We start from the raw sequence: 26,880 nt of genomic DNA, 5'->3' as shown, positions 1-26,880 counted from the left end.
ACCGTCGGCGCCTTTCAAACCTTCGAGTTTGCCCTCGACCACCAGCACTTTCAGGTTGCCCGTGGACAGGTCCTGTTGCGGCAAGTAGGCGCGGCTGGTGACCAGGCCTTTTTCGATATAGCGATCGGTGATGACCTTGAGCAACTCATTGAGCTGCGGCACGCCCAGGCACTGGCCAATGTAAGGTTTGAGCAGGCGTTCGCGCTCGCCCGCGGACAGGGCATTCGCCCCTTGCAGGTCAACGCTCTTGATCGGGAAACAGCGGGTATCGGCTGGGGCCGTTGGTGCTACCGGAGCCGCCGCTTTACCGGGCAGGTCCTTGAGCTCTTCGAGACGGCGGCGCTGCTCTTCGAGCAGGCGGTCCTGACGATCACGGATCAGGTCCGTATCACCGGGTGTAAGGGGGGCAGCGTGAGCGGTATTCAGGGCACAAATGCACAACAACGCAAGACACAGCCTCGTCCCGAAGACGAGTTGAGACATGTTCGATCCCTCGAAGCAGAGCTTGATATCAAAATAATGTCGCGATGCTAGACAGGCAAAATCATGACGTCAACGAATTGTTGCGAATTATTTCATTTTCGACACAACTGGCGCCAAACAAGCAAAAGCCGCTGGCGCATTGATTGGCAAGGCTCTGGAAGGGGCGGAACAGAGGGATGACAGGGTTCAAGCAGTGCCGTTTGCACGGCACCGCTCTTCAACTTCAAGCGCGGGTGGAGAACCCGGGCAGATTCAGCTTGCGCTCGGCCAACCAGCCAAACGTCAGGCCTACGGTGGTCCAGAGCACCAGCTGGATGCCCAGGGAGGCCACGCGGAACTTCCACAGCAGGACCGCCGAGAAAGCCTGCGGCACTTCATTGATGGTCGGAAACAGAGCACCGGCAACCGCCATGATCAGAATGTACAACCCTACCGCCAGGATCGAGCCGCTCCAGATGCCGAGGGCCGGGATCAGCTTACGCGCGGCATTGATCGCAATCACCGCCGCAATCACCGACACCAGCAACATCAGGAAGAACAGCTTGGTGCGCTGCGCGATGGTTTCCGGATCGCCAATTGACGGCGGATTGGACGGGTATTTCAGCCCGGGTACCAGAATCAGCGTGACGAAGGCCGCCAGCGCCAGTAGCGCAGCCAGGCCACGCGGGCCGATCTTGCCGACACGCCCGAGGGAATAGGCAAACACCAGGGCGAAGATCCCGCCCAGGGAAACGCTGTACACCACCACACCGGTGAACAAACCGAAAGTGCTCTGCACCTCGCGGCTCACCAGCTCCTCTTCTTCCGGAGCATCACCGTGCATGTGCGCCATGTGTTCTTCGAAGGCAATCGCCTTGTCGATTTGCGGCTCGCCAAACACTTTGGCAAAGCCAAAGGCAAGAATGCCGGCGAGCAAGCCCACCAGCATGCCGCGAATCAATAATTGACCGGTCATGTCATGTTCCTTGAATCAGTGGCAGGGGAAACCAAGCAGGTGGCGTCCGTCGTGCACGAATTCGTGGACATACATACCCTTGAACAAAGCCGTCGCGCCCTGCTCCGCACCGACGAAATAAATCGCCAGCATCAACAGCAGGCCGCCAAAAATGGCCCAGGGAAGGATTTCGCCCAACGGAATGGTGGGCAGGGAAACATCGGTCTGCGTAGCAGCGTTATAAGCCATATGAACCTCCAGGGAAGACGCGTCCCAGTACGGATTACGGATTGGAGAAACAGGGTCTGGCTTACGCCTGATAAACAGACGAATACAGTGGCGCGACCGCGCCGGATTTCAACCGGCTTCCTGTTTCTGAACGAGTTGTAAAACGCTCTAGTGAAAAAGCGATAGAACCCCGGCAGTGTACGCACTCCGGCTGACAGCAGCCATAAAAAAGCCGGAGCACGCTGACAGACTCCGGCAGGTACTTCAGGCGCAGGGCTTAGCGCATCACCCCAGTTCTGCACGCAGTTGGCGGGCGGCGCTGACCATATGCACCAGGGCAGCCTCGGTTTCCGGCCAGCCGCGGGTTTTCAGACCGCAATCAGGGTTGACCCACAGACGCTCGGCGGGAATACGCTGGGCGGCCTTGCGCAGCAGGTTGGCCATTTCCGAAGCATCCGGAACCCGTGGCGAGTGGATGTCGTAGACGCCCGGCCCGATTTCATTCGGGTAAGCGAAGGCTTCGAACGCCTCCAACAGTTCCATGTCCGAACGCGAGGTTTCAATAGTGATGACGTCGGCATCCATGGCCGCAATGGACTCGATCACATCGTTGAACTCGCTGTAGCACATGTGGGTATGGATCTGGGTTTCGTCACGCACACCGGACGCGCACAGACGGAAGACCTCGGTGGCCCAGTCCAGGTAGTGCTGCCATTGCGCCCGGCGTAGCGGCAGACCTTCGCGGAACGCCGCTTCGTCGATCTGCACGATCTTGATGCCAGCGGTTTCCAGGTCCACCACTTCGTCACGAATGGCCAGGGCCAGTTGACGAGCCTGCACTTCACGGGACACATCCTCGCGGGGGAAGGACCACATCAGCATGGTCACGGGGCCGGTCAGCATGCCCTTCATCACTTTGTCGGTGAGGCCCTGGGCGTAGCGGATCCACTCCACGGTCATGGCTTTCGGACGGCTCAGGTCGCCGAAGATCACCGCCGGTTTCACACAACGGGAACCGTAGCTCTGGACCCAGCCAAAGCGGCTGAAGACATAACCCTCGAGTTGCTCGGCGAAGTACTCGACCATGTCGTTACGCTCGGCTTCACCGTGCACCAACACGTCCAGGCCCAGGCGCTCCTGGAACTCGACAGCGTGGCGAATCTCGCTCTGCATCGCTTCGGTGTATTCGGCTTCGCTCAACTTGCCTTGCTTGAACGACTGACGCGCCAGGCGGATGGCCGCCGTTTGCGGGAACGAACCGATGGTCGTGGTCGGAAACAGCGGCAGGTCCAGGCCGGCGCGCTGCTTCTCGATACGGGTAGCGAACACCGAGTGACGCTGGCTGTCCTTGGCGGTGATCGCGGCAACGCGAGCCTGCACAGCCGGCTTGTGGATGCGCGGCGAGGCGGCACGGCTGGCTTGAACCGCACGGCTCCTGGCCAGTGCTTCCAGGACTGGAGCCGCTTCGGGTTCGTTGATGGCACGGGCCAGAATCGCCACCTCTTCACACTTCTGCACGGCAAAGGCCAGCCAGCTCTTCAGTTCGGCGTCCAGCTTGTCTTCACGGCCCAGGTCGACCGGACTGTGCAGCAACGAACAGGAAGGCGCGACCCACAGGCGATCGCCCAGGCGCTCATTGGCGTGTTGCAAGACCGCCAGGGCTTTTTCCAGGTCGCAACCCCAGACGTTACGGCCGTTGACCAGGCCCAGCGACAGTACCTTGTAAGCAGGCAGACGATCGAGGATGGTCGGGTATTGCTCAGGGGCACGAACCAGGTCGATGTGCAGACCGTCGACCGGCAGATTGGCCGCCAGGCCGAGGTTCTCTTCCAGGCCGCCGAAGTAGGTGGCAACCAGCTTCTTCAGTGGATCGCGCTGAATCAGGTTATAGGCCCGCTCAAAGGCGTTTTTCCATTCCTGCGGCAGGTCCAGGACCAGGATCGGCTCGTCGATCTGCACCCACTCGACGCCTTGGGCCGCCAGGCGCTGGAAGATCTGACCGTACAGCGGCAACAGGCGATCTAGCAGATCGAGCTTGTCGAAATCGCCACCTTTGGCCTTGCCCAACCATAGGTAAGTCAGCGGACCGATCACCACCGGCTTGACGTTGTGACCCAGTGCCAGTGCCTCTTCGACCTCTTCAAACAGTTGGTCCCAGCCAAGCTGGAACTGCTGGTCGGCGCTGAACTCCGGCACCAGGTAGTGGTAGTTGGTGTCAAACCACTTGGTCATTTCCTGGGCATGGGCACCGCCGCAGCAGCTGTCGCTGACGCCACGGGCCATGCCGAACAGGGTTTGCAGGGAGATCTTGCCGTCGTGCGGACGGAAACGCTCCGGGATCACACCGAACATCAGCGAGTGGGTCAGCACCTGGTCGTACCAGGCGAAGTCGCCGACCGGCAGCAGCTCGACACCGGCTTTCTTCTGCAGGTCCCAGTGGGCCTTGCGCAGCTCGCTGCCCACGGCACGCAGACCCGCTTCGTTCAGTTCGCCTTTCCAGAAGGCTTCTTGAGCTTTCTTCAGCTCGCGGTCGCGGCCAATGCGCGGAAATCCTAGGGAATGGGCCAGTGCCATGACAAAAAACTCCAATATGTTCGATGGGAGCCATTGTCGACATTCAGCACATACTGAGACAAACTCATTTTAATATTGATGATCACAAGTTTCACTCATGATCATAAATCAATATTACCCATATGAAAGCCGCTCAAGCCCGAATACCCGCCTTTAGGTTCTACACTGGGCCGTAACCCGGACCACTCGAAAGGTAGCGCCCAGATGGAACGTCTCACCGCGAAAGACTTTGCCCCTGAACTGCTTGAGCTGTACGACTACTATGTCCACGGCAAGATCAACCGCCGGGAGTTTCTTGATCGTTCGGCAAAGTTCACCCTCGGTGGCCTCGCCGCCAGCAGCCTGCTGGCGGCGTTGAGCCCGAACTATGCGCTGGCCGAACAGGTGTCGTTTACCGACCCGGACATCGTCGCCGAATACATCACCTACCCCTCCCCCAAGGGCAATGGGCAGGTGCGGGCTTATCAGGTGCGTCCGGCCAAGGCCAGCGGCAAGGTGCCCGCTGTGGTGGTCGTGCATGAAAACCGTGGGCTCAATCCCTATATCGAAGACGTTGCCCGGCGGGTGGCCAAGGCCGGATTTATCGCCCTGGCCCCGGATGGCCTGTCATCGGTCGGCGGCTATCCCGGCAATGACGAAAAAGGCCGGGAGCTGCAACTGACCGTCGACCCGGAAAAGCTCATGAATGACTTTTTCGCCGCCATCGAATGGCTGATGCACCACGACAGCACCACCGGCAAAGTCGGCATCACCGGCTTCTGCTATGGCGGTGGGGTCGCCAATGCCGCCGCCGTGGCCTATCCGGAACTCAGCGCCGCCGTGCCCTTCTATGGCCGTCAGCCAAAGGCCGAGGAAGTGGTACGGATCCAGGCGCCCCTGCTGTTGCACTACGCCGAACTGGACAAGGCGATCACCGACGGCTGGCCGGCCTATGAGCAGGCATTAAAAGCCGCCGGCAAGGTCTATGAGGCGCATATCTACGCCGGGGTTAACCACGGTTTTCACAACGACTCCACACCGAGATACGACGAGGCGGCCGCCAAGCTGGCCTGGGACAGGACCCTGGGGTGGTTCCGGCGCTATCTGGTCTAGGGGGTTATGTCGGAGAAATCGTGGCCAGGAGGCCAATCGCAATTGTCAGTATGAGAAATCCACCCAGGAACATCGCCATCTTGGCCATAAGGCCTCCTCAACTATAAGGTCAGCGCATAACGCGGAGTGCGTAATGAGTTTACGGAGCAGAGCAAACAGAGGTCGTGGCCCGGCATCACAGGCTGTAGCCCCGGGCATATGCACAAGGCTGATCCGTAGGTTCATTGTCGGTCGTGGGCCGAATACATTACAGAGGCAGATGACGATGAAAAATACGGATCAGAACAGCGGGCCGAGCACCCGCTGCACTTTCACCAGCGCCACCCGAAGGGTCTCCATGTCCACGGAACCCAAGGCCAGGCGAATCGCATGCGGCACCTGCACGGAGGTCGCAAAAGGCTCGGCGGTGGACACCGAAATCTGTTCGCGCATCAGCGCCATGGCGATCTGATCAGCCCGTACCTCTTCCGGCAGGGGCAGCCAGAGAAAGAACGAAGACCGATGGCGAACGGTGTGCAGACCGCCCAACAACTCGTCGGCCATGGCCTGCCTGGCCTGGGCATCCTTGCGCTTTTGCACCTCGAGCCGGGCAACGGTGCCATCCTCGATCCAGGCGGTGGCAATCGCCGTCAACACCCCCGGCGTGTTCCAGGTGGTCACCCGGATGGTGCGCTCCAACGCCGCCACCCGCGATATCGGTGCCGCGACAAACCCCACCCGCAAACCGGCGGCCACGCTCTTGGACAGACCGGAAACGTAGAGCGTCCTTTCCGGCGCCAGCTCGGCTAACGGCGGCGGCGCTTTCTCCGCCAGGTAGGCATAGGCCGCATCCTCGATAATCAACAGATCATGCTGACGTGCAATCGACACCAACTGTTCGCGCTGATCGGCCGCCATCACCCAGCCCATCGGGTTGTGCAGGGTCGGCATGCTGTAGACGGCACGTACCGGACGGCTGCGGCAGAGCTGCTCCAGGGCATCGAGATCCGGCCCCTGGTCGGAAACGGGAATCGGCACGATCTCAAGGTGCAGGGCCTGCGCCAACACCTTGAATCCGGGATAGGTCAAGGCGTCCGCGGCGATCACATCCCCGGGTTGCAGAAACGCCATCAGGATCACCGTCAAACCATGCTGGGCACCGCTGACAATCAGCACCTGCTCGGCCGTCACCCTCAACCCACGCGCCGCCAGGTGACGGGCGACCGCTGCCCGCTCGTGCAGGCGCCCGGCATGGGGATGGTAGCGCAGCAAGGACTCCAGGTCGCCGGACAACGCCAACTGGCGCAAGGCCGTGCGCAACTGCTCGGCCTGCCCCGGCGACGAGGGATAGTTGAAGTTGAGATCGACCATCCCCTGGGTAACGTCGGGCTGGTCGATGCCCAGGCCGGAAGGCAGGGACGTCTCCCGGACAAAGGTGCCGCGCCCCGTTTCCCCGCTGACCAGGCCCATGGCTTCAAGCTCCCCATAGACCCGACTGGCCGTCACCAGGGCCAGACCGTGGGTGGCGGCCAACTGGCGATGGGTGGGCAGCCGAGCGCCAGGCGGCAAGCGCCCCGAGCGGATATCGGCGGCAAAAACGTCAACCAGTGACTTATACCGGGAACGGGGCATCGGCAGATGTATCCATGACAATATTTTGATTGTATCAATATTCAGTCATAGCATGCGCCTCAAGCAACCCGAACCTTGAGCGTGAAGCGAAAATGGAACGAACCTCGCCCCTGAACACCCCGGCGCTGGCCAAAAATACCAGCGGCTGGCTCAATGGATTTATCGGTGTGTTGATCTTCAGCGGCTCGCTACCCGCGACACGGGTGGCGGTGCTGGAGTTCGACCCGGTGTTTCTGACCGTGGCCCGGGCGAGCATCGCCGGGGTTCTGGCGCTGTGCCTGCTGTTGCTGTTCAGGGAGAAGCGCCCTGACCGCAGCCAACTGCTGTCCCTGCTGGTGGTAGCCATCGGCGTGGTGCTCGGCTTTCCGTTATTGACGGCACTGGCCTTGCAGTACGTGACCTCGGCGCACTCCATTGTTTTCCTCGGTTTGTTGCCGCTGGCAACCGCGGTCTTCGGTGTACTGCGCGGCGGCGAGCGGCCCCGGCCGGTGTTCTGGTTCTTTTCCGTGCTGGGGAGTCTGCTGGTGGTGGGGTTCGCCGTGTCCCAGGGACTGAACGCCTCGCCCCGGGGCGATATCCTGATGCTGCTGGCGGTGCTGGTCTGCGGTCTGGGTTATGCCGAAGGGGCGAAACTCTCACGGACGCTGGGAGGCTGGCAGGTGATTTCCTGGGCGCTGGTATTGTCGCTGCCGGTGATGCTCGTGCTGACGGGATTGCTCACACCCGCCTCGTTCACGGGGATCAGCCCACCGGCCTGGTTGAGCCTGGCGTATGTCTCGCTGTTCAGCATGCTGATCGGTTTTGTGTTCTGGTATCGCGGGCTGGCCCAGGGCGGGATTGCCGCCGTGGGACAGTTGCAGCTTTTGCAGCCGTTTTTCGGCTTGGCCCTGGCGGCGACTTTACTCCACGAGCACGTCAGCCTGGGCATGCTGGGGGTCACGGTGGCGGTGATTCTTTGCGTGGCCGGCGCGAGAAAATTCTCCAAATAAACGCAGTCCCTTGTAGGAGCCTGGCTTGCCAGCGATAAGGCCCTCAAGCCCTGCATCGATCATCCGGCTGCCATCGCCGGCAAGCCGGGCTCCTACATTGACCGCGTTGACCTGAAGACGGTATCTCCCGCCCTACACCCAGCGCTTGAACAACACGCTGGCATTGACCCCACCAAAACCGAAGCCATTGGAGAGCGCGTACTCCATGGGCAACTGCCGGGCCTGACCACGAATCAGATCAAGACCTTCGGCGAGCTCATCGGGGTTATCCAGATTGAGCGTTGCCGGTGCCACCTGATCACGCAATGCCAGAACCGTGAAGATCGCCTCGATCCCACCCGCAGCCCCCAACAGATGCCCCGTGGCGGATTTGGTCGAACTGATGGCCGGACCACCCGCTGTCCCGAACACCGCCTTGATGGCCGCCAACTCGCCCTTGTCGCCCACTGGGGTCGAGGTGGCGTGTGCATTCAGGTGCTGGACCTGGGACGGCTCGATACCGGCCTGGCGCAATGCCTGCTGCATGGCACGGCGAGCACCGTCGCCATCTTCCGGTCCGGCGGTCATATGGTAGGCATCGGAACTGGTGCCGTAACCCACCAACTCGGCGAGGGGTTTGGCACCGCGGGCCAGGGCATGCTCCAACTCCTCGATCACCAGCAGGCCGGCGCCCTCTCCCATGACAAAACCATCGCGGGCCTGATCGAAGGGCCGGGAGGCGAGCTGCGGCGTCTCGTTGTAATCACTTGAAAGTGCCCGGGCCGCCGCGAACCCGGCCAGGCTGACCCTGTGGATGCACGCTTCCGCACCACCGCAGACCGCCACGTCGATCTCCCCCGCACGGATCATCCGGGCCGCATCGCCGATGGCCTGGACGCCGGCGGCACAGGCGGTCACCGGAGCACCCAATGGCCCCTTGAGACCGTAGCGGATCGAGACGTGACCGGCCGCCATATTGCTGAGAAACGAAGGGATGGTGAACGGCGACAGACGCCTCGGTCCCTTGCTGTCCGTGGTGCGCACCGCTTCGGCGATGGCGGGAAAACCGCCGACACCGGAAGCAATGATGGTTGCCGTGCGTTCCTGCGCCTCCGGGGAATCGGGAGCCCAGCCGGCCTGGGCCAGGGCCTCATCCGCCGCCGCCAGGGCGAACAGGATGAAACGGTCCATCTTGCGCTGCTCCTTGGCCGCCAGCAGTTGATCCGGATCGAAGCCGGCTTCCGGGTCCTGGGCACGGTCCTGGACCTGGCCGCCGATACTGATCGACAGGTCGCCGATCAACTCCGCCGGCAACTGTCGGATACCGGACTGGCCGGCCAGCAGGCGCTGCCAGACCTGTTCGACTCCACAGCCCAACGGGGTCAGTGCGCCCATGCCCGTGACGACAATGCGTTTGCTCATGACGATCCAACTCCTTCCGTTTCTTGAGTGAGGTAATGGCTTGTGGACGCTACTATCATCATGAAAGTAACATACCCGCCTCACAAATATCCGCGCGCCCCGACAGGAGCCCCCATGCAACGCAAGACCCTGAGCCATGCCGAATGCCCGGTAGCCCGCAGCCTTGAGCGCGTGGGCGAGTGGTGGAATATCCTGATCATGCGCGATGCCCTGCATGGCCTGAAACGCTTCGACGAATTCTCCCGTAGCCTGGAGATTGCCCCGAATATGCTGACCCGGCGCCTGAATGGGCTGGTGGATGCGGGCCTGCTCGAACGTCAGCCCTACAGCCAGCGTCCGCTGCGCCATGAATATGTGCCGACGGCCAAGGGCGAGGATTTTCGCGTGGTGCTGATGGCGTTTGTCGAATGGGGCAATCGCCATTACGCGCCGGAAGGCGAAAGCGTGCAGATCGTCGAACGCGGGAGCGGACGACCGTTGCAATTGATGATGGCGGATATCGCCGATGGACGTCCGGTGCCGTTGGACCGTAGCACAGTACAGGCCGGGCCGGCTGCCAGTGAGCAGATGCGCCAGCGGCTGGCATGATCTTAGGTACGAGAAGGAAAATGGCAGGGGCGGCTGGATTCGAACCAACGCATGGCAGGATCAAAACCTGCTGCCTTACCGCTTGGCGACGCCCCTGTAGCTGTTGCGACGAATGCTTGACACTCGCTTTTGATCTTGCAGCTTGCGAACCCGAGAAGGGTCACTGCAGGAGTGCGCGGAAATTTATCAACTTTCGCCTCGCCTGGGAAGCCCCAAGGTAAACAAATTTGTTTTAAAACAGCCACTTATTCTTGAGCGCGGTCGGGTACTCGCCGTTTGAGCTTTCTGAACGCCTGTGGCTCCCAGACACGCATGGCCAGCAGCAGCGCCGTGCCGCGCTTCTCGGACAAGGGTGCGCTCAGGGATTCGCCGTGAAGCGCTGCCAGCTTGCCGCGCAACCTGTGCATTTCGACCTGCAACTGGGCGTACGCCGCCTTCGTCAACATGCCATGGGCAAAGTCCAGGGTCTCGTCAGCAAGGTCGAAGCGGCTGGCCATAAAATCGGGTAGCCCCTGTTGCACAAAGAAGTGCCGGATAGGTCCGTCCGGCAGCCAGTCAAAATCTCGTGCGACAAGCAGCCGGATACGGTTGCCCGGCTTCAGATCCGCAAGCCCCATCCGCTCCAGCACCAGCAAGTGCTTGATGCACTCGGCCTTCGACAGGTGATAGGCCGACACCATGTCCTCCAGTGACCATTGGTTCAACGCACACACGGCCACCAACAGCAGCTTCTCATTTGAGACCAGTTGCGCTTCCTGTTCATGGGTCAGCATTTGCAGACGCGGTGCCGATGCTTCGGACTCCTGAAGCAGTTCCGCCATCGTCAGCCCCAGCAGGTCACAGAACTGGGCAAGGCGCTCGACCGTCAGCCGTCCGCTGGCCAACAGCCGTTTCACGCTGGGTTCCGAGAGGTCCAGCGCCTGGGCAACGTCGCGATAGGTCATTCCCGCTGACTTGAGGCGCTGCTTGATCGTCGCGATGAGCTGGGTAATTGGAGTCATTAAGTATTGGAATCCGATACTGAAGGTATCAGCATAAGGAAATGCAAAGGATAAAGGTGTGAAATATGCACCCTCCCCCCATACTGGCCCTTCAAGAGAACAAGGAGGCCAGCATGTCCATTAGCAGCGCAATGAACAGCGTCATACGTTCGAAGGGGGTGCAAGGAAGTGCGCACGTCGAGTTGCCTGTCGCAGGACCACCGGTGGGTGATCTGCAAATCGGCGACCTGGTTTTTATCCGCGTCACCGCGCGCCCCTTCCTCGAAGTGGCCAACGCCACGAACTCATGGACCAACCATGTAGGCATCGTCGTCGGTAACCGTGGCGATGATCCCCTGATTGCGGAGAGCACTTTTCCTTTTGCCCGAACCACGCCGATGACGCGTTTCCTGGAGCGCTCCGAGCACCGACGCTGCGCAGTCGCGAGGCTGACCGCGCCGCTCAATGAGCGGCAGCGCAGCGAGCTGGTGAGCGCGGCCGAGAGCCGGATGGGGACCTTCTACGACACCGGTTTCAATATCGGCTCACGACGCCAGTTCTGCTCCCGCTTCGTGCGTGAAGTCATCCAGGAAGCGACGGCCATCCAGCTCGGCGACGTGGAGACGTTCGCCACGTTATTACGGGACAACCCCGATCCGAAGCTTGCCTTCTGGCGCTTCTGGTACTTCGGCCGGATTCCATGGCAACGGCATACCGTGACGCCGGCAAGCGTACTGCGAAGCCCGCATTTACGCGTCATTTTCGACGCATAAGGAGATGCCTTGGGAGCAGCGCAACCTTGCGCAAAACGGGGTTGTTAATGCCGACCTGCCGTACACCTGCGTGACAAGTCTCAGGTACAGATCAGGAAAGCCTTTGGCGCACTGGCATCCGGCCAAGGCTTGACGTTATTGTCGAGCTTTCCCGCCTCTCGATCCCGGAGCCTGCCATGAACCTGCCGACACTGATCCTGTTTATACCGGCGTGCTTCGCCCTGAACATGGCTCCTGGCCCGAACAACCTGCTCTCGGTGAGCAACTCGACCCGTTATGGCTTTCGCACCTCTTGCCTGGCGGGCTTCGGCCGCTTGCTGGCATTTGCCGGCATGATCGCCCTGGCCTCCGCGGGCCTGGCGGTGGTGCTGCAGACCTCGGAGCTGCTGTTCTATGGCATCAAGATTCTCGGCGCGGCCTATCTGATCTACCTCGCCATCCAGCTCTGGCGCGCCAACCCCGATGCCGACATCCGCGCCCAAAGCGCCCCCGCCAGCCTGCGCGCCCTCGCCCGCCAGGAGTTCCTGGTCGCGGCCGGTAACCCAAAAGCCATCCTTATCTTCACCGCCTTCCTCCCCCAGTTCATCGACCCGACCCAGGGCATCTCCGCCCAGTTCGCCGTACTCGGCGCCCTGTTCCTGATGCTGGAATTGATCGCCATCAGCGCCTACGCCTATATGGGTGTGCATATGCGTCGCTGGTTCGCCGAACCCAAGGGCAAACGCCTGTTCAACCGAGGTTGCGCGGTGCTGTTGTCAGGGGCGGCTTCGGTGCTGCTGATGGCGCGCAGAGCCTGAGCATTCCCGAGCGCCCCGCCTCCACACATCAAGCTTTGAGTGTTCCGGCCGATCTAACCTGTTAGAGGGCGGAAAAGCCCTCATATTTGCGGTTTGATATGGAGGAGATTGCTCAATGCTTGCACCCATCAACAGGATGCTGGAAAACATCAGCGTCAGGACCAAGCTCGCCATAGGATTCGGCGTGGTCATACTGCTGACCCTGTTGATTGCAATCACCGGTTGGTTGGGTATCCAGTCACTCAGCAACCGCAGTGACCGAATCCTGGATATCGCCAAGCTGAACGATCTGGCCAAGGACGTGCGCATCGGGCGCCTGTCCTACACACTGACCGCCGACCCACAGCATGCCGCGAACGTGGTCAAGCTCCTGGACAGTCTCGACAGCCACCTTGCCGAGAACCGCTCGACCTTCGTGGCCCCGCGAGATCTTGCGCAGATCGAATCTGCCGGCGAATCGGTCAAACGCTATCGCACTCACTTCAACGATTTCAGCCAGGCCATCCAGGCCCGCGATGCGACGCGCGCCGTGTTTGGCAATCATGCCGACGCCGCCGTGGCCGAACTGCAAAAGCTCAAGGACAGCGCCGCCTCGGCGAGCGGCAATCAGGCCCAGATCGACGCCGTGGTCAACGCGCAGATGCTGGTCCAGCAGGCAAGGTTTCAACTCCGAGGCTACAGCTACAGCCTGAAAGCCGAGCTTGAACAACCGGCCAAAGAGGCCATCGACCAGGCCGGCGCTTATATAAAGACCCTCAACGAGTTGCTGCCATCGGCCCCGCCTGAAAGCCTGCAGCGCCTGCAACAATCAATGGCCGGCTATCGCGCCACCGTCGGCCAGTTCGCCGAGGCCCAGGTCAGGGCGGAAAAAATCCAGGCGCTGCTCAACGATGACATCGCCACTCTCTTCGCGGCGAACAAGCAATTGGCGCAGAACCAGGCCGAACAGAGTCTCGCTGACGTCCTCAACGCCCGCAATTGGCTGGCAGGTGCCTTTCTCGCCGCCTTGCTGCTCGGCATCATCGCCGCCTGGACCATCACCCGCCTGATCGTCGGCCCGCTGGCGGAAACCCTGCGTCGGGCCGAGCAGGTCGCCGCCGGCAACCTGAGCGCCAACGTCACGGTGTCACGTCGCGACGAACTGGGTGCACTGCAACTGAGCATGCAGCGTATGACGCTCAACCTGCGGGAATTGATCGGCGGCCTGCGTGAAGGCGTCATACAGATTGCCAGTGCCGCCGAGGAACTGTCGGCAGTCACCGAGCAAACCAGTGCCGGTGTGAACAACCAGCGACAGGAAACCGACCAGGTCGCCACGGCCATGAACGAAATGGCCGCAACCGTCCAGGAAGTCGCGCGCAACGCCGAACAGGCCTCCACGGCCGCCGTCAGCGCAACCCGCGAAGCCCGCGAAGGTGGCGAAGTGCTTGGCCAGGCCATGAACCAGATCGACAAACTGGCCCACGAGGTCAATCACTCGACTACGGCCATGGGCGACCTCAAGCAGGAAAGCGACAAGATCGGTAGCGTTCTCGATGTCATCAAGTCCGTCGCCCAGCAGACCAATCTGCTGGCCTTGAACGCCGCGATCGAAGCGGCGCGGGCCGGAGAAGCCGGGCGCGGCTTCGCGGTGGTGGCCGATGAAGTGCGTAGCCTGGCACAACGGACCCAGACCTCGACCGAAGAAATCGAACAACTGATCAGCGGGCTGCACAACGGTACCGAAAAGGTCGCCAGCAGCCTCGAGAGCAGCCGCACACTGGCGCAAAGCAGTGTCGAATTCACGCGTCGGGCCGGCGTTTCGCTGGACGGTATCACCCAGTCGGTCCAGGCCATCGAATCGATGAACCATCAGATCGCCACTGCCGCCGAGCAGCAGAGCGCGGTGGCGGAAGAGATCAACCGTAGCGTGACCAACGTCCGCCAGATTTCCGAACAGACCTCGGCAGCCAGTGAGGAAACAGCAGCGTCCAGCATCGAACTCGCCCGGCTGGGGGTTCACCTGCAGACGCTGGTAGGAAAATTCACACTCTGAGAAATGGCAGAGCGGATCGGGTCGGTTTACTCGTAGACCGTCACCCGATTACGCCCGCCCTTCTTCGACGCATACAAGGCCTGGTCCGCCCAGGCGATCAGGTCGGCATGACTGATTGAAGGTTGGCTCAGGTCGGCCACCCCTAGGCTGATGGTGAAGCGGATGCTCTGGCCTTCGTGCACGACTTCCAGGGCTTCGATGGCCTTGCGCAAACGCTCGGCAAAAAAGCGTGCGCCGGCCTTGTCGGTGTCCGACAGCACCACGCCAAACTCCTCACCGCCATAACGTCCGGCCACGTCGCTGTCGCGCACATGCTCGCGGACCAGATCGGCCACGTGCTCGATGACCTTGTCCCCGGCCTGGTGGCCATAGGTGTCGTTGACCCGCTTGAAGTGGTCGATATCGAACATCACCAGGCTCGTGGCATTGCCATAGCGCTGGTTCCGGGCATAGGCGGCCTTGAGGCTTTCCTCCCAGTGCCCACGGTTGTACAGGCCCGTCAGGCGGTCGGTGCTGGAGAGTTTCTGCAACTTGGCATTGGCCGCCTGGAGCTGATGGCGGTTGGTGGCCACGTCGGTGACGTCATAGATCACCAGGCAGATATGGGTGATGGTGCTGTTGGTGGAACGCAACGGCAGCAACGTGGTGTTCTGGTACATGAAGTCTTCCTGGCCGGTGATCGGCTGGTAGTTCTTGAACCGCACCAGGTAAGGCCGCTGCTCCCAGATGGTGAACGCCGGCGTGCCCAGGGTCGCGACACTCTCCACCTTGCGGCTGAACCATTCGCGATCGACTTCGGGAAACAGGCTGAAGAAGGACTGACCGCTGGCGTCCTTGGGCTGCACCCCGGAACGGTTTTCCATAAAGGTGTTCCAGACCTGCACGCAATAGTCGCGGTCCAGTACCACCACGCCGACGTCGATGCTCTGGACAATCGCCAGCAACCAGTGAAACTCGTTCAGATCGAGAGTGTCGTTCATGGCTCAGCTCATCAGGTAGGCGAGTTTGTCGGTCAACCGCTGGATGGAGTCTTCCGTGAACAACAACAGCAAGTCGAAATGAATATCGTGCCCTTCCAGGCTGTAGCTGATTTCTACCGCCAAGGTCTTTTTCCAGCGCTGCTGGTTGACCCGGATCAGTTCGTCGATGGCCGCGTGCTGCCCGAGAATCTGTGGGTGGCCCTGGGAAAACACCACGTCGATCTGCTCGGCAATACTGCTCAGGCAGGCGCCGATCAGCACGCTGGAGAGGTCCAGCAACATTTCCAGATCCGAATACTCGGTGCCCTGACGCTGCATCAACTGCGCCATGTCGGCGATTTCCGAGTCATGGAACATCAGCAGGGCTTCGCCGGCAATGCCGCTGCCGATAAAGCCCTGGCAAATGGCGGTGAGCTGGTTGCCGTTGCCGGCATCCATCAGCGCCATGTGCAACTCGCCCACTTCGAGGATATTCACGTTCGGCACCGGCAAGTGCACGAACACCCCCAGCACCTTGGCGATCAGCGCCGCCGCACGACCGATGGCCACGTTGACCGTTTCGCGAAAGGCGTCGCGAAAGCTGATTTCGGCCGTCGGTTCAGGGCGAGCGGCCAACGGCGCCGGACCGGGGGCATTGAGCAGCCCCAGTCCGTCGAGGGTCTCGCGCAGCTCGTCCTGGTCGAAAGGCTTTTTCAGGAACGCCAGCGCCCCCAATTCGTGCACCCGGCGCACGGCCTCTTCCTGGACGTCACCGGAGATCACGATCACCTGTGCCTGCAACCCTTCGGCACGAATCGCCGAGAGCACCTGATAGCCATCCATTTCCGGCATGGTCAGGTCGAGCAGCACCACTTGCCCCAGACCCTTGCGGATGGCCTCCATCCCCTGCCGGCCATCACTGGCCTGGGTAATCGAGACCTGCCACTCTGCCGGCAGCGCCCGTAAAACCTGCTTACGGGCCATGTTGGAGTCATCACACACAAGTAGGGGAATCACTGACACAGACCGGTGCTCATCTTATTGGGGTATCAGGGAAAGCATTAATGGCATGATGCCATAAGTTTTACAAAACATGCTCAGCGTATAGGTTTTATTGAGAACTACGTCCGATATTCCAACAGCTTAGGCGCAATCGAGCCTCAGGGGATGGCTTAGGTCAACTAAGTGGATCGACGGTGTCACCCAACGGGCGTTTTATGGCCGCAGCGAAAAGCGCTCGCGATAGGCCTGCGGCGTGATGCTCATGGCCCGCAGAAAGCTGCGGCGCAGGGTTTCCTCGCTGCCGAAACCGCAGCGGGTAGCAATCCGCTTGATCGGCATCGCGGTGTCCCCCAGCAGGCGCCGAGCGCTTTCCACGCGGATCTGCTCGATGGCCCGGGCCGGCGTCTGCCCGGTTTCGGCGCGGTAGTGACGGACAAAACTGCGTTCGCTCATGCCCGCCTGCTGCGCCAGGATCGGGATCGACAGGTCCTGCGCCAGGTGCTCGACGATCCAGGCCTGCAAGTCGCCAAAGCGGCTGCCGGCCTTCTGCAAGGACAAGGTGGCGCTGAATTGCGACTGCCCGCCCGGACGCTTCAGGAACACCACCAGATGCCGGGCGACCTCCAGCGCCACGGGGCGCCCCAGGTCCGCTTCAACCAGGGCCAGGGACAAATCGATGCCTGCCGTCACCCCCGCCGACGTCCAGACCGGGCCGTCGTTGATAAAAATCGGATTGGGCTCGACCCGCACCCGCGGGTACTGCGCGGCCAACTGTTCGCAGCGGGTCCAGTGGGTGGCCACCCGCCGCCCGTCCAGCCAGCCACTGGCCGCCAGCAGGAAAGCCCCGGTGCAGACCGAAGCGACCCGGCGTGCGCAACTGGCCTGCTGGCGTACCCAGGCCACCAGCGCCGGGTCCTCGGCGGCCGCGTAAGTCCCCCAACCACCGGAGATGATCAGGGTGTCGCACGACACCCCCGTCGCCGGCAAAGGATCAGCCACCAGGGCCAGCCCCGCCGAACTCATCACCGGTTCGCGTTGGTCGGCAATGACGCTCACGGCATAAGGTGGCGGCAGGCCCTCGGCACGGGCCAGGTCGTTGGCCGAGGCAAAGACCTGCAACGGCCCCGTGACATCGAGCACCTGCACATTGGGAAAAGCCAGGATACGGATCGTTCTGGGGGTATTCATGGGGATTGGCGTGAAACGTGGGGTCAATGGCGGATACGCCAAAGCCTACGAAACTAAAGTAGGTTCGTCCAGCCTCGCCGGACCCGTTTATCCACTTCCAAGGAGCTATCGCCATGACGCTGCATATCGGCTTTCTGTTGTTCCCCAAAGTCCAACAGCTGGACCTTACCGGCCCCTACGACGTCCTGTTCTCGCTGCCGGATGCGCGGATCCACCTGATCTGGAAAGACCTGGCCCCCGTCACCTCCAGTACCGGCCTGGTCTTTACGCCGACGACGACGTTCGAAGACTGTCCGCCCCTGGACGTGATCTGCATTCCGGGCGGTGCCGGGGTAGGCCCCTTGATGGAAGATGCCGAGACCCTCTCGTTCATCGTCCGACAGGCCGCCCAGGCACGCTATATCACCTCGGTCTGCACCGGTTCCCTGGTACTGGGTGCCGCCGGGCTGTTGCAAGGTCGCAAGGCCACCACGCACTGGGCCTATCACGACCTGCTGGCGCCTCTCGGTGCCATCCCCGTGAAAGACCGTGTGGTACGTGACGGCAACCTGCTGACCGGCGGCGGCATCACCGCCGGGATCGATTTTGCCCTGACCCTGGTCGCCGAACTGGTGGGGGCACAAGAGGCCCAGGCGATCCAGTTGCAGCTGGAATACGCACCGGCACCGCCGTTCAACGCCGGCAGCCCGGAGACGGCGCCCGCGGACGTGCTGGCCATTGCCCTGCAGCGGGTGGCGGAACCGCAAAAGCAGCGCGCTCTGATCACCGAACGTGTCGCCCGGCGTTTGCAACAAGCGGGTTAATCGCGCTCCCACGGCAGATCCAGCAACGCCGAGCCCAGGCTCTTGCCGTGGGCATCCAGCGCCAGGGAGCGGGTCACTCCGCCACGGAGGATGCCCGGCAAGACGAAATTCAAGGCCCGCACGCCCGGTACTGCATAACGCCGTACCGGTCCGGCTGCCGGATCGAGCAAGGGCGCAAAGTAGTCCGCCACCCGTTCGGCCGTCAGCCATTCGCATAACCCGGGGTAGTCCTCGGCCCGATAAGCGATCACCGAGATATTCGAGGTGTCGCCTTTGTCGCCGGTGCGCGAATGGGCAAAGGCGCGCAATTCAAGACCACTCATGAGCGTTCCTCCAGATGTACCGTAGCCATCAGGTTTTCCCGTGGCAGCAGCAGCGACGCCACCGCTACCACCTGCCGCACACTCTTGCTCGCACCGCCACCGCCGGACGGACCGTTGGTGTACAGCGTCTCTACTTCATTACCGACACGCAGCGCATCGGCCCGATCGACACAACGCGCCGCCACCCGCAAGCGCACTTCCCAGGGTTCACCCTGCCCTCGCGCACTCAGCGCTTCGCCATACAGGGCATCAACGCCGATCAGCTCCGCACGGACCTCTTCAGTTTTCACACCGATGATTTCCAGGCGCTGCAAGACAATCTCCCGCGCCAGCCGTGCCCGGGACAAGGCGCCCGGACCACCGTAGGACATCTGCCCTTCACCGATCCAACCGTCCAGGTAACCGACCGAGACCTTCAACATCTCCGGACGCTGGCGCCCGCTCGCCCCCTGCACGCCGACCCGGTCCGCGCCCTCTTCGACAAAACTCACGCCCTGAAAATCCGCCGTGACATCCGGCGTCAGGTAGGCCGCCGGGTCATGCACCTCATAGAGCAACTGCTCCGTGCAAGTCGCCACGTCCACCCGGCCGCCGCTACCCACAACCTTGGTAATGGTCGCCCGGCCCTCGGCATCCACTTCCGCCAGGGGAAAGCCCAGGCGCGCCAGGTCCGGCACCTCCTTGACGCCCGGGTCGGCAAAGTAACCGCCGGTGATCTGCCCCGCGCACTCCAGCAGATGGCCGACCAGGGTGCCACGGCCCAGGCGCGGCCAATCGTCCGCCGCCCAGCCGAACTCGAAGCACTGCGGCGCGAGAAACAACGATGGATCGGCCACGCGGCCGGTGATCACCACATCGGCATCGGCCGCAAGGGCCTGGACAATGCCTTCCGCCCCCAGATAGGCATTGGCGCAGACCAGTCGCTCGCCCAACTGCTCGACCCGTAAGCCGTTGTCCAGCCAACGGCTCGGTTCGGCACGCAGCACCTCAAGCACGTCGTCACCGGTCACCGCGGCAATCTTGAGCTCGGGCAAACCCAGCTCGATGGCGATCCGCCGGACCTCCCGCGCGGCGGCCAGGGGATTGGCCGCGCCCATATTGGTGATGATCCGCAGGCGCCGCCCAGCGCCGCCGACGAAGGGCAGCACGCGCTCCATCCGCTCACGCAACAAGGGGTCGTAACCGCCCTCGGGATCACTGAGCCGGGCCTGTTGTGCCAGGGCAATGGTCCGTTCGGCCAGGCACTCGAACACCAGGTAATCCAGCTCGCCCCTGGCCGCCAGTTCCACCGCCGGTTCAATGCGGTCGCCCGAATAGCCGGCACCGGAGCCTATACGCAAGGTTTTCATCGCAAGGTCCCTCCTATCAAAAGATGCCCAGAAGCAACGCCGTCAGGGTCATCAACACCGAGGCGGCGAGCAGGAAAGGAATGGTGAAACGCTGGTGATCGGCCAGTTCGATCTTGCACAACCCCACCAGCAGAAAGGTCGCGGGGGTCAGCGGGCTGACCGGAAAACCGGTGGTATGCACCCCCAGCAAGGACGCCTGGGCCACCTGCAACGGCTCCACCCCCAAGGCCTTGCCGACCTCGGCGATCACCGGCATCACGCCGAAATAAAAGGAGTCCGGATCGAACAACAGGCTCAGCGGCATCGACAGGAAACCCACCACTGCCGGAATCAGCTTGCCGTGGCCGGCCGGGATCTGCGCCACCGCCACTTCGGCCATGGCCTTGAGCATGCCGGTGCCCTGCATGATGCCGGTAAAGACCCCAGCCGCCAGGAGGATGCTGGCCATGGTCAGGGCGGTCTTGGCATGGGCGTCGATGCGAGCACGCTGGGCGTCGACATTCGGATAGTTGAGGCACAACGCAACCACGGTGCCGAGCATGAACATCACCACCGGGTCGACCCAACCGGCGATCATCACCGCCATCACCAGCACCGTCAGCAACAGGTTGGCCCAGAACAGGCGCGGGCGGCGCAAGGCTTCTGCCTCCTGGCTGATCACCCGGCTCGGCACGCGGCCCGTGGCCAGACCCACGCCCAGGCCCAGACGCCGCTCTTCACGCCGGCCCAACCACCAGGCACAGGCGAAGACAAACAGCAGACCGACGATCTGCACCGGAATCAACGGCTGGAACAGGTCCGCCACCGGCACGTGCAAGGCTGCCGACGAACGCAGCACCGGGCCGGTCCAGGGCAGGAAATTCACCCCGGCGGCCATCGCCGCGACACAGGCCAGGATCCGCCGATCGATGCCCAATCGCGTATAGAGCGGCAACATCGCCGGGATGGTCACCAGAAAGGTCACCGCCCCGGAACCGTCGAGGTGCACCAGCAGCGCCAGCAAGGCCGTGCCCATGACAATCCGCGTGGGCCGCGTGCCCACCGTGCGCAGGATGCGATCGATGATCGGGTCGAGCATGCCGGCATCCGTCATCACGCCGAAAAACAGGATGGCGAACACGAACATGCCCACCACCGGGGCGACGTTCTTGATGCCGGTGACGATAAAGGCACTGGTTTGCAGACCGAAACCACCGAGCAGCGCGGCAATGATCGGCAAGGCAATCAGCGCGACCAGGGGCGAGAGACGCTTGCTCATGACAGCCGCAAGCAGACAGACGATGGTGATGACACCCAAGGTGGCGAGCATGGGAAGACTCCGGGACCGCTCAAGGGCGGACAGTTATTGTTTTCCCCAGAGTATTGGAACGCGGTTAAGCTTTGTAAATTGGAATGTTCACCGCCATGCATTCGGAAAAACAGAATGAAAAACGCCGTCCAGCATATCCGCGCCTTTCTGACGGTCGCCCAGACCGGTAGCTTCGCCCGCGCCGCCACCTTGCTGCACCTGTCGCCCTCGGCGCTGACGGTGCAGGTCCAGCAGTTGGAAGAGTGGCTCGGCGTCACCCTGCTGGAACGCAGCCCGCGCCAGGTCAGCCTGACCGGCGCCGGCCAGCAGGCCCGTGGCCCCATGGAGAAACTGCTGCTGGATTTGGACAATATCGTCAGTGGCTCCCGCGACCTGGCCAGCCTGCAACGGGGCGTGGTGACCCTGGCCGCCTTGCCGTCGATCTGCTCGGGCGCCCTGCCGCCGCTGCTCAAACAGTTTCGCCAGGCTTATCCCGGTATCGAAATCCGCCTGCGGGACGTGGTCGCCCAGCGTATCGACAGCCTGGTACGGGAGAACGAAGTGGACTTCGGACTGGGCGTACGGGCCCGGCTCAATCATGGCCTGGACTTCGAAGTGGTCATGGTCGATCGCTTGTGCCTGTTCCTGCCCGACGAACACCTGCTGGCGCACAAGACAAGCGTCAGTCTGCCGGACTTGAGCGGCCAGCCGATGATCCTCACCGGACGCGACAGCAGCGTGCGCGAACGGGTCGAGCAACTGTTCGACGAACAAGGTTTGACACTGGTCCCGGGGCTGGAAGCCAACTACATGTCCACGGTCCTGGCGTTGGTGCGCCAGGGGTTGGGCATGGCGCTGTTGCCGGAATCGGCGGATGACGGCCTCAGCGGCCTGCAAAAACGCCCCGTGGAACACCCCGGCGTCAGCCGCGAGATCGGCCTGATCAGCCGCAGCGGCCAGCCCCTGTCCCCCGCCGCCGAGTGCTTCGTGGCCCTGATCCGGGAACGTCTGGCCCCGACCCGGGTTCTTGACAAAACCTGAATCATTCCGGCATTGTCTGACAACCTGACTACCGAGCTTAGCCTTCATGCTGGAACTTCAACGCCCTGATTCCCTGGTTGAACGAGTGGTCAGTGCCATTCGCGCGGAAATCGATGCCGGGCGCCTCGCGGCAGAATCGCGTCTGCCCACCGAGCAGCAGTTGGCGGAACAGTTGAATGTCAGCCGCTCGGTGGTCCGCGAAGCCATTGCCCAGCTCAAGGCCGATGGTGTGCTGATCGCCCGGCGCGGGCTCGGCTCGTATATTTCCCAGACCCCGACCGGCACGGTGTTTCGCTTTCCCAAGAGCGAGGGGCGCAAGACCGATCTGGCGCAGATGTTCGAAATGCGCCTGTGGATCGAAACCCAGGCCGCCTCGATTGCCGCCCAACGACGCGACGAGGCGGACCTGCAACGCATGCGGCAAGCCCTGCGGGAAATGCACGACAAGCGCACCAACTTCGATGCGGCGGCCGCGGCCGATGTGGCGTTTCACCGGGCCATCGCCGAGGCCAGCAAGAACGAGTATTTCGTCGCCTTCCATGACTTTCTGCGCGGTCAGTTGGCCGAAGCGCGCCGCACCGCCTGGGAAAACTCCGCCAGCCGTTCCGTCGGCGGCTCGGCGGATGCCGGACGCGAACACCAGGCCCTGTACCAAGCCATCGCCGATGGCAATCGCCAGGCGGCGGCCGCCTGCGCCGAGTCGCACCTGCGGGCTTCGGCCAAACGCCTGCAGTTGGAACTGCCACCCATGAACTGAGCCGATCAGCCCTGCGGCGAACGGGCCGGCACGGCCCATTTGGCTTACCCACATTAGTCTGACAACCTGATAACTAGACATGAACAATAACAAGGTGAATTCCCTCCATGATTTATGACTTCTGCATCATCGGCGGCGGCATCGTCGGCCTGGCCACCGCCATGGAGTTGCTCAAGCGCCAGCCCGGTGCCTCGCTACTGATCCTGGAAAAGGAAGCCACCCTCGCCCGTCACCAGACCGGCCACAACAGCGGCGTGATCCATGCCGGCATCTACTACGCGCCGGGCAGCCTCAAGGCCGACCTGTGCAAGCGCGGAGCCCAGGCCACGAAAGACTTCTGCCGCGAGCACGGGATCCGCTTCGAGGTCTGCGGCAAGTTACTGGTGGCCTCCACGGCCCTGGAAGTGCAGCGTATGCAAGCCCTGTACGAGCGCTCGCAACTCAATGGCATGCGCGTCGAGCGTCTCGATGCTGACGAACTGCGGCGGCGCGAACCGAATATCGTCGGCCTCGGCGGACTGTTCCTCGATGCCACGGGCATCGTCGACTACCGCGAAGTCTGCCAGGCCATGGCCCGGGTGATTCGCGCCGCCGACGGCGAGATCCAGCTCGACACCACGGTCACGGCCATCCAGGAAGACGCTGACAACGTCACCGTCAGCAGCCACGACCGCGTCTGGCAGGCCCGCAAACTGGTGGCCTGTGCCGGCTTGCAGTCCGACCGCCTGGCCAGCCTGGCCGGCATCCGCATCGACCATCAGATCATTCCCTTCCGCGGCGAATACTTCCGCCTGCCGGCGGCGAAGAACAACATCGTCAACCACCTGATCTACCCGATTCCCGATCCGGACCTGCCGTTTCTTGGTGTGCACCTGACCCGGATGATCGACGGCAGCGTCACGGTCGGCCCGAACGCCGTGCTGGGGCTGGGCCGGGAGAACTACCGGAAGTTCTCCGTCAACTGGCGGGACGTCGCGCAATATGCCAGCTTCCCCGGTTTCTGGAAAACCCTGTGGCAGAACCTGGGCTCCGGCAGCCTGGAAATGAAGAACTCATTGTTCAAGCGCGGCTACCTGGAACAGTGCCGCAAGTACTGCCCGTCCCTGGTCCTCGATGACCTGCTGCCCTATGAGGCCGGAATCCGCGCCCAGGCGGTAATGCGCGACGGCACCCTGGTGCATGACTTCCTGTTCGCCGAAACGCCGCGCATGGTCCACGTCTGCAACGCACCGTCGCCGGCCGCCACCTCGGCCATGCCGATCGGCGAGATGATTGCCGACCGCCTGCTCGCCCCCCGTTAACCCGCAACCCCTCCCGCGTACGGCAGTACGCTCTCTCCGTTTGCCCGGCCAAGGCAGACGGGGCGCACCAGCGATCACTTGAAAATAACTATAAAGACCTGCAAGGAAACCACTGATGTCGGTATACGAAGCGTCCCGATCCCCCGTCGAAACCCCGCAACAGACCCGCAAGCGCCTGCGCAAAGTCGCCGCCGCCACCATCTTCGGCTCGATGCTGGAGTGGTATGACTTCTACCTCTACGCAACCATGGCGGCGATTGTCTTCTCGAAGATCTTCTTCGACGCCAGCAACCCGCAGACCGCCTCGCTGCTGGCCTTCTCGACCTTTGCCATCGGCTTTATCGCCCGCCCCTTCGGCGGCATCCTGTTCGGCTACCTGGGCGACAAGTTCGGACGCAAACAGGTGCTGGTCCTGACCTTCTGCATGATGGGCGTCTGCACCACGCTTATCGGGCTGATTCCCAGCTACGCGGCCATCGGCCTCTGGGCACCGGTCCTGCTGGTGGTAATCCGCATCATCCAGGGCCTGGGTGCCGGCGCCGAACTCTCGGGCGCCGCTGTGACCTCCTACGAACACGCCGCCCAGGGCAAGCGCGGCAGCCAGGGAGCCTGGCCGGCGCTGGGGCTGAACCTCGGCCTGCTCCTGTCATCACTGACCATTTACCTGCTGACCCTCAACGGCAATGAGTTCCTGCTCGAAGGCGGCTGGCGCATCCCCTTCGTCTGCAGCATCGCCCTGGTCGGTGTCGGCCTGTGGGTACGCAACAGCATTCCAGAAACCCCGGAGTTCAAGGAACTGAACCAGCAGAAGCGCGCACAACCCAAGGTCTCGCCGTTGAAAGCGCTGCTGAAGAACGACCTCAAGGGCCTCGCCGTGGTGTTTTTTGTCGCCGTCGGCTACAACGCCCTGAGTTATATCTTCAAGACTTTTTCCCTGGCCTACCTCACCCAGTACAAAGGCGTCGATGTGCACGTGACGTCTTTGTCGGTGACCCTTGCCAGCCTGGTGGCCATCGTCGCCGTGCCGTTTTTCGGCTGGTTGTGCGATCGCTGGAGCAGCAAAGCGGTCCTGATTCTCGGCGGGGCGCTTTCGCTGCTGTTCGCCTACCCCTTCCTGATGCTGCTGGGCAGCGGTGAAAACGGGCAGATCTACCTGGCAATCGGCATCGGCACCGGGGTCCTGGCACCGATGATGTTTGCCCCGCAGGGTTCATTCCTCAGTCGTCAGTTCCCGACCCAGACCCGCTCCTCGGGCTTTGGCACCGGACGGGAAATCGGCACGGCGGTGGCCGGCGGGCTGGCGCCCCTGGGCGCCCTGTCACTGGTCTCGGCCTCGGCGACCCACTCCACCGACGGCGTGGCGCTGATCCTGGCGATCGCGGCGGTCTGCGTGGTGGTCTTCGCCTTGTGCGACCAAGGCCGGAAGCATTCGGCCTTCAAGAACTGACGGCCGCCTAGAACGTCAGTGAATGCTTGCGATCCAGGCTTTCGCCAAAGCCGCGAATCACCTCCAGCAGCGACTTCACCCGTAGCGGCAGACTCCCCGCCGGATACACCGCGTGCATCTGCGGACTCTCGCCACTGCTGGAGGTGAGCTTGTATTCGGGGCAGACCCGGACCAGGCGCCCCGCCTCCACTTCCGGCTCCGCCAGCCAGTCCGCCAGGCGGGCAATGCCGACACCCGCCAGGGCCGCGTGGAACACCGCGGCACCGGAGCTGAAACGAAACTTCGGGTGCACCCGAAAGCTGATGGCCTGCTCATCACTGCGAAAATTCCACTCCTTGAGGATCCGCGGCGCGGTATGCAGGATCAGCGAATGGGCCTCCAGCGCCTCGATGGAATCCGGCATCCCGCGTCGCTCCAGATACCCGGGGCTGGCGTACAGGTAACGTGAATAACTCCACAGCGGAAAGCCGATCAGGTCACTGGATTGCGGAAACGCACCGCGAATCGAGAAGTCCAGCTTGCTCTTGGCCGGGTCGATGGTCTCATCGGTGAAAATCACATCGACGTTCACGTCCGGATAATGCTCGCAGTACTGCGCGATCAGCCGGGGCAAGACCCCGTGCCCGAGAAATTCGGGGGCGGAAAACCGAATCCAGCCGTGGGCCAGGCCGCTGAGACCGGCCAGGTCTTCATCCGCCTCACGTTGCAGATCCAGCATTTTGTAAGCGTGAGGTAGGAAACGTTCACCCGCCTCGGTCAGACTCACGGCATTCGACGAACGATTGAACAGCTTGACCCCGGCACTTTCCTCCAAAGCCTGCACAGCACGGGTCAACGAGCTAGGCGAGCGCCCCAGGGTACGGGCCGCGGCAACGAAGCTACGCTTGCGTGCCACCGTCGCGAAGGCTTCCAGCTCCCCCAACATATCCAGGGCCAT

At 62.4% G+C, this 26,880-nt stretch carries 25 protein-coding genes, 1 tRNA gene and 1 riboswitch; of the genes, 11 read left to right on the top strand and 15 right to left on the bottom strand.

From position 1 onward, the window contains the following. From M5B42_RS03070 to metE, 4 genes are all read right to left on the bottom strand, one after another. Window positions 1-483 (bottom strand): POTRA domain-containing protein (locus M5B42_RS03070; protein WP_283099660.1); only part of this gene is annotated, 483 nt, incomplete at its 3' end. Between the two features lie 223 nt (window positions 484-706). Then, window positions 707-1,438, bottom strand: a complete 732-nt coding sequence (locus M5B42_RS03065; protein ID WP_103499522.1) for a CbtA family protein — start codon at window positions 1,436-1,438, stop codon at window positions 707-709. Window positions 1,439-1,453: 15 nt separating this feature from the next. Then, a complete protein-coding gene (locus tag M5B42_RS03060) occupies window positions 1,454-1,666 on the bottom strand; it encodes a CbtB domain-containing protein (protein WP_103499523.1) in 213 nt (70 codons plus the stop codon). Between the two features lie 33 nt (window positions 1,667-1,699). Further along, window positions 1,700-1,833: riboswitch (cobalamin riboswitch) on the bottom strand. A gap of 97 nt (window positions 1,834-1,930) precedes the next feature. Then, window positions 1,931-4,219: a 5-methyltetrahydropteroyltriglutamate--homocysteine S-methyltransferase gene (gene metE, locus M5B42_RS03055; RefSeq protein WP_248744994.1), complete on the bottom strand. Its 2,289-nt coding sequence runs from the start codon at window positions 4,217-4,219 to the stop codon at window positions 1,931-1,933. Window positions 4,220-4,423: 204 nt separating this feature from the next. Between metE and yghX the strand changes: the two genes are divergently transcribed. Further along, window positions 4,424-5,311 carry a YghX family hydrolase gene (gene yghX / locus M5B42_RS03050; protein ID WP_248744993.1) on the top strand — a complete coding sequence of 296 codons (888 nt, stop codon included), beginning with the start codon at window positions 4,424-4,426 and terminating at the stop codon, window positions 5,309-5,311. Between the two features lie 279 nt (window positions 5,312-5,590). On the opposite strand, the gene M5B42_RS03045 is transcribed toward yghX, so the two are convergent. Continuing rightward, window positions 5,591-6,922, bottom strand: a complete 1,332-nt coding sequence (locus M5B42_RS03045; RefSeq protein WP_248744992.1) for a PLP-dependent aminotransferase family protein — start codon at window positions 6,920-6,922, stop codon at window positions 5,591-5,593. A 92-nt stretch (window positions 6,923-7,014) separates the two neighbouring features. Between M5B42_RS03045 and M5B42_RS03040 the strand changes: the two genes are divergently transcribed. Continuing rightward, complete coding sequence (locus M5B42_RS03040) at window positions 7,015-7,911, top strand: DMT family transporter (RefSeq protein ID WP_248744991.1); 897 nt, start codon at window positions 7,015-7,017, stop codon at window positions 7,909-7,911. A 132-nt stretch (window positions 7,912-8,043) separates the two neighbouring features. On the opposite strand, the gene fabF is transcribed toward M5B42_RS03040, so the two are convergent. Beyond that, entirely contained in the window at window positions 8,044-9,312 is a 1,269-nt protein-coding gene (fabF, locus tag M5B42_RS03035; protein WP_248744990.1) for a beta-ketoacyl-ACP synthase II, read from the bottom strand. 114 nt (window positions 9,313-9,426) lie between these two features. On the opposite strand from fabF, the gene M5B42_RS03030 reads away from it, so the two are divergent. Next, the gene (locus M5B42_RS03030) at window positions 9,427-9,900 is read left to right on the top strand and encodes a helix-turn-helix domain-containing protein (RefSeq protein WP_103499529.1); all 474 of its coding nucleotides are present in this window, start codon (window positions 9,427-9,429) and stop codon (window positions 9,898-9,900) included. A 21-nt stretch (window positions 9,901-9,921) separates the two neighbouring features. Here M5B42_RS03030 and M5B42_RS03025 read toward each other — a convergent pair. Continuing rightward, window positions 9,922-9,996: transfer RNA gene (locus M5B42_RS03025), tRNA-Gln, on the bottom strand. A gap of 149 nt (window positions 9,997-10,145) precedes the next feature. Continuing rightward, a complete protein-coding gene (locus tag M5B42_RS03020; protein ID WP_248744989.1) occupies window positions 10,146-10,901 on the bottom strand; it encodes a helix-turn-helix transcriptional regulator in 756 nt (251 codons plus the stop codon). A gap of 113 nt (window positions 10,902-11,014) precedes the next feature. On the opposite strand from M5B42_RS03020, the gene M5B42_RS03015 reads away from it, so the two are divergent. The 3 genes from M5B42_RS03015 (at window position 11,015) to M5B42_RS03005 (ending at window position 14,485) form a co-directional block, all read left to right on the top strand. Further along, complete coding sequence (locus M5B42_RS03015) at window positions 11,015-11,653, top strand: YebB family permuted papain-like enzyme (RefSeq protein ID WP_248744988.1); 639 nt, start codon at window positions 11,015-11,017, stop codon at window positions 11,651-11,653. A gap of 176 nt (window positions 11,654-11,829) precedes the next feature. Further along, entirely contained in the window at window positions 11,830-12,450 is a 621-nt protein-coding gene (locus M5B42_RS03010) for a LysE family translocator (protein WP_248744987.1), read from the top strand. Window positions 12,451-12,565: 115 nt separating this feature from the next. Beyond that, the gene (locus tag M5B42_RS03005) at window positions 12,566-14,485 is read left to right on the top strand and encodes a methyl-accepting chemotaxis protein (protein ID WP_248744986.1); all 1,920 of its coding nucleotides are present in this window, start codon (window positions 12,566-12,568) and stop codon (window positions 14,483-14,485) included. A gap of 26 nt (window positions 14,486-14,511) precedes the next feature. Here M5B42_RS03005 and M5B42_RS03000 read toward each other — a convergent pair whose 3' ends face one another. The 3 genes from M5B42_RS03000 to M5B42_RS02990 all read right to left on the bottom strand — a co-directional run bounded on the left by M5B42_RS03000 (window position 14,512) and on the right by M5B42_RS02990 (window position 17,640). Beyond that, window positions 14,512-15,465, bottom strand: coding sequence for a diguanylate cyclase (locus M5B42_RS03000; RefSeq protein ID WP_248744985.1), 954 nt, complete (start codon window positions 15,463-15,465; stop codon window positions 14,512-14,514). Window positions 15,466-15,468: 3 nt separating this feature from the next. After that, complete coding sequence (locus M5B42_RS02995; protein ID WP_103494958.1) at window positions 15,469-16,467, bottom strand: response regulator; 999 nt, start codon at window positions 16,465-16,467, stop codon at window positions 15,469-15,471. Between the two features lie 192 nt (window positions 16,468-16,659). Then, window positions 16,660-17,640, bottom strand: a complete 981-nt coding sequence (locus tag M5B42_RS02990) for a GlxA family transcriptional regulator (protein ID WP_248745020.1) — start codon at window positions 17,638-17,640, stop codon at window positions 16,660-16,662. A gap of 107 nt (window positions 17,641-17,747) precedes the next feature. On the opposite strand from M5B42_RS02990, the gene inhA reads away from it, so the two are divergent. Next, window positions 17,748-18,437: an isonitrile hydratase gene (gene inhA, locus M5B42_RS02985; RefSeq protein WP_152737485.1), complete on the top strand. Its 690-nt coding sequence runs from the start codon at window positions 17,748-17,750 to the stop codon at window positions 18,435-18,437. On the opposite strand, the gene M5B42_RS02980 is transcribed toward inhA, so the two are convergent. The 3 genes from M5B42_RS02980 to M5B42_RS02970 are packed head-to-tail and all read right to left on the bottom strand — an operon-like array spanning window position 18,434 to window position 21,418. Then, complete coding sequence (locus M5B42_RS02980) at window positions 18,434-18,760, bottom strand: hypothetical protein (RefSeq protein WP_177103485.1); 327 nt, start codon at window positions 18,758-18,760, stop codon at window positions 18,434-18,436. The genes inhA and M5B42_RS02980 overlap by 4 nt on opposite strands. After that, window positions 18,757-20,109, bottom strand: coding sequence for an acyclic terpene utilization AtuA family protein (locus M5B42_RS02975; RefSeq protein WP_248744984.1), 1,353 nt, complete (start codon window positions 20,107-20,109; stop codon window positions 18,757-18,759). The genes M5B42_RS02980 and M5B42_RS02975 overlap by 4 nt, the downstream gene beginning before the upstream one ends. Before the next feature lie 16 nt (window positions 20,110-20,125). Further along, complete coding sequence (locus M5B42_RS02970; RefSeq protein WP_248744983.1) at window positions 20,126-21,418, bottom strand: citrate:proton symporter; 1,293 nt, start codon at window positions 21,416-21,418, stop codon at window positions 20,126-20,128. Window positions 21,419-21,532: 114 nt separating this feature from the next. Here M5B42_RS02970 and M5B42_RS02965 point away from each other — a divergent pair, with 114 nt between their 5' ends. The 4 genes from M5B42_RS02965 (at window position 21,533) to M5B42_RS02950 (ending at window position 25,943) form a co-directional block, all read left to right on the top strand. Beyond that, window positions 21,533-22,438: a LysR family transcriptional regulator gene (locus tag M5B42_RS02965; RefSeq protein ID WP_248744982.1), complete on the top strand. Its 906-nt coding sequence runs from the start codon at window positions 21,533-21,535 to the stop codon at window positions 22,436-22,438. Between the two features lie 46 nt (window positions 22,439-22,484). Further along, entirely contained in the window at window positions 22,485-23,195 is a 711-nt protein-coding gene (locus tag M5B42_RS02960) for a FadR/GntR family transcriptional regulator (protein ID WP_248744981.1), read from the top strand. A gap of 107 nt (window positions 23,196-23,302) precedes the next feature. After that, on the top strand, window positions 23,303-24,496 hold the full coding sequence (lhgO, locus tag M5B42_RS02955) for an L-2-hydroxyglutarate oxidase (RefSeq protein ID WP_248744980.1): 1,194 nt from the start codon (window positions 23,303-23,305) through the stop codon (window positions 24,494-24,496). Window positions 24,497-24,611: 115 nt separating this feature from the next. Beyond that, on the top strand, window positions 24,612-25,943 hold the full coding sequence (locus tag M5B42_RS02950) for an MFS transporter (protein WP_248744979.1): 1,332 nt from the start codon (window positions 24,612-24,614) through the stop codon (window positions 25,941-25,943). Between the two features lie 7 nt (window positions 25,944-25,950). Here the strand turns inward: M5B42_RS02950 and M5B42_RS02945 are convergent, their stop codons facing one another. After that, window positions 25,951-26,880: a LysR family transcriptional regulator gene (locus M5B42_RS02945; protein ID WP_248744978.1), complete on the bottom strand. Its 930-nt coding sequence runs from the start codon at window positions 26,878-26,880 to the stop codon at window positions 25,951-25,953.

Origin of the sequence: Pseudomonas sp. MWU12-2037, assembly GCF_023242345.1 — a bacterium.
Taxonomy (GTDB): Bacteria; Pseudomonadota; Gammaproteobacteria; order Pseudomonadales; family Pseudomonadaceae; genus Aquipseudomonas; species Aquipseudomonas gingeri_D.
Note: the sequence above shows the minus strand (reverse complement) of the source record. Positions and strands in the feature narration are given on the sequence as shown.

Excerpts from the sequence above, each read along its gene's own strand:
- M5B42_RS03010 (WP_248744987.1), top strand. The coding sequence starts at position 11,830 with ATGAACCTGCCGACACTGATCCTGTTTATACCGGCGTGCTTCGCCCTG.
- M5B42_RS03065 (WP_103499522.1), bottom strand. The coding sequence starts at position 1,438 with ATGACCGGTCAATTATTGATTCGCGGCATGCTGGTGGGCTTGCTCGCC.
- metE (WP_248744994.1), bottom strand. The coding sequence starts at position 4,219 with ATGGCACTGGCCCATTCCCTAGGATTTCCGCGCATTGGCCGCGACCGC.
- M5B42_RS03015 (WP_248744988.1), top strand. The coding sequence starts at position 11,015 with ATGTCCATTAGCAGCGCAATGAACAGCGTCATACGTTCGAAGGGGGTG.
- lhgO (WP_248744980.1), top strand. The coding sequence starts at position 23,303 with ATGATTTATGACTTCTGCATCATCGGCGGCGGCATCGTCGGCCTGGCC.
- M5B42_RS02975 (WP_248744984.1), bottom strand. The coding sequence starts at position 20,109 with ATGAAAACCTTGCGTATAGGCTCCGGTGCCGGCTATTCGGGCGACCGC.
- M5B42_RS03030 (WP_103499529.1), top strand. The coding sequence starts at position 9,427 with ATGCAACGCAAGACCCTGAGCCATGCCGAATGCCCGGTAGCCCGCAGC.
- inhA (WP_152737485.1), top strand. The coding sequence starts at position 17,748 with ATGACGCTGCATATCGGCTTTCTGTTGTTCCCCAAAGTCCAACAGCTG.
- M5B42_RS02980 (WP_177103485.1), bottom strand. The coding sequence starts at position 18,760 with ATGAGTGGTCTTGAATTGCGCGCCTTTGCCCATTCGCGCACCGGCGAC.
- M5B42_RS03020 (WP_248744989.1), bottom strand. The coding sequence starts at position 10,901 with ATGACTCCAATTACCCAGCTCATCGCGACGATCAAGCAGCGCCTCAAG.
- fabF (WP_248744990.1), bottom strand. The coding sequence starts at position 9,312 with ATGAGCAAACGCATTGTCGTCACGGGCATGGGCGCACTGACCCCGTTG.
- M5B42_RS03045 (WP_248744992.1), bottom strand. The coding sequence starts at position 6,922 with ATGCCCCGTTCCCGGTATAAGTCACTGGTTGACGTTTTTGCCGCCGAT.
- M5B42_RS02950 (WP_248744979.1), top strand. The coding sequence starts at position 24,612 with ATGTCGGTATACGAAGCGTCCCGATCCCCCGTCGAAACCCCGCAACAG.
- M5B42_RS03005 (WP_248744986.1), top strand. The coding sequence starts at position 12,566 with ATGCTTGCACCCATCAACAGGATGCTGGAAAACATCAGCGTCAGGACC.
- M5B42_RS02965 (WP_248744982.1), top strand. The coding sequence starts at position 21,533 with ATGAAAAACGCCGTCCAGCATATCCGCGCCTTTCTGACGGTCGCCCAG.
- yghX (WP_248744993.1), top strand. The coding sequence starts at position 4,424 with ATGGAACGTCTCACCGCGAAAGACTTTGCCCCTGAACTGCTTGAGCTG.
- M5B42_RS02970 (WP_248744983.1), bottom strand. The coding sequence starts at position 21,418 with ATGCTCGCCACCTTGGGTGTCATCACCATCGTCTGTCTGCTTGCGGCT.
- M5B42_RS03040 (WP_248744991.1), top strand. The coding sequence starts at position 7,015 with ATGGAACGAACCTCGCCCCTGAACACCCCGGCGCTGGCCAAAAATACC.
- M5B42_RS02960 (WP_248744981.1), top strand. The coding sequence starts at position 22,485 with ATGCTGGAACTTCAACGCCCTGATTCCCTGGTTGAACGAGTGGTCAGT.
- M5B42_RS03000 (WP_248744985.1), bottom strand. The coding sequence starts at position 15,465 with ATGAACGACACTCTCGATCTGAACGAGTTTCACTGGTTGCTGGCGATT.
- M5B42_RS02945 (WP_248744978.1), bottom strand. The coding sequence starts at position 26,880 with ATGGCCCTGGATATGTTGGGGGAGCTGGAAGCCTTCGCGACGGTGGCA.
- M5B42_RS03060 (WP_103499523.1), bottom strand. The coding sequence starts at position 1,666 with ATGGCTTATAACGCTGCTACGCAGACCGATGTTTCCCTGCCCACCATT.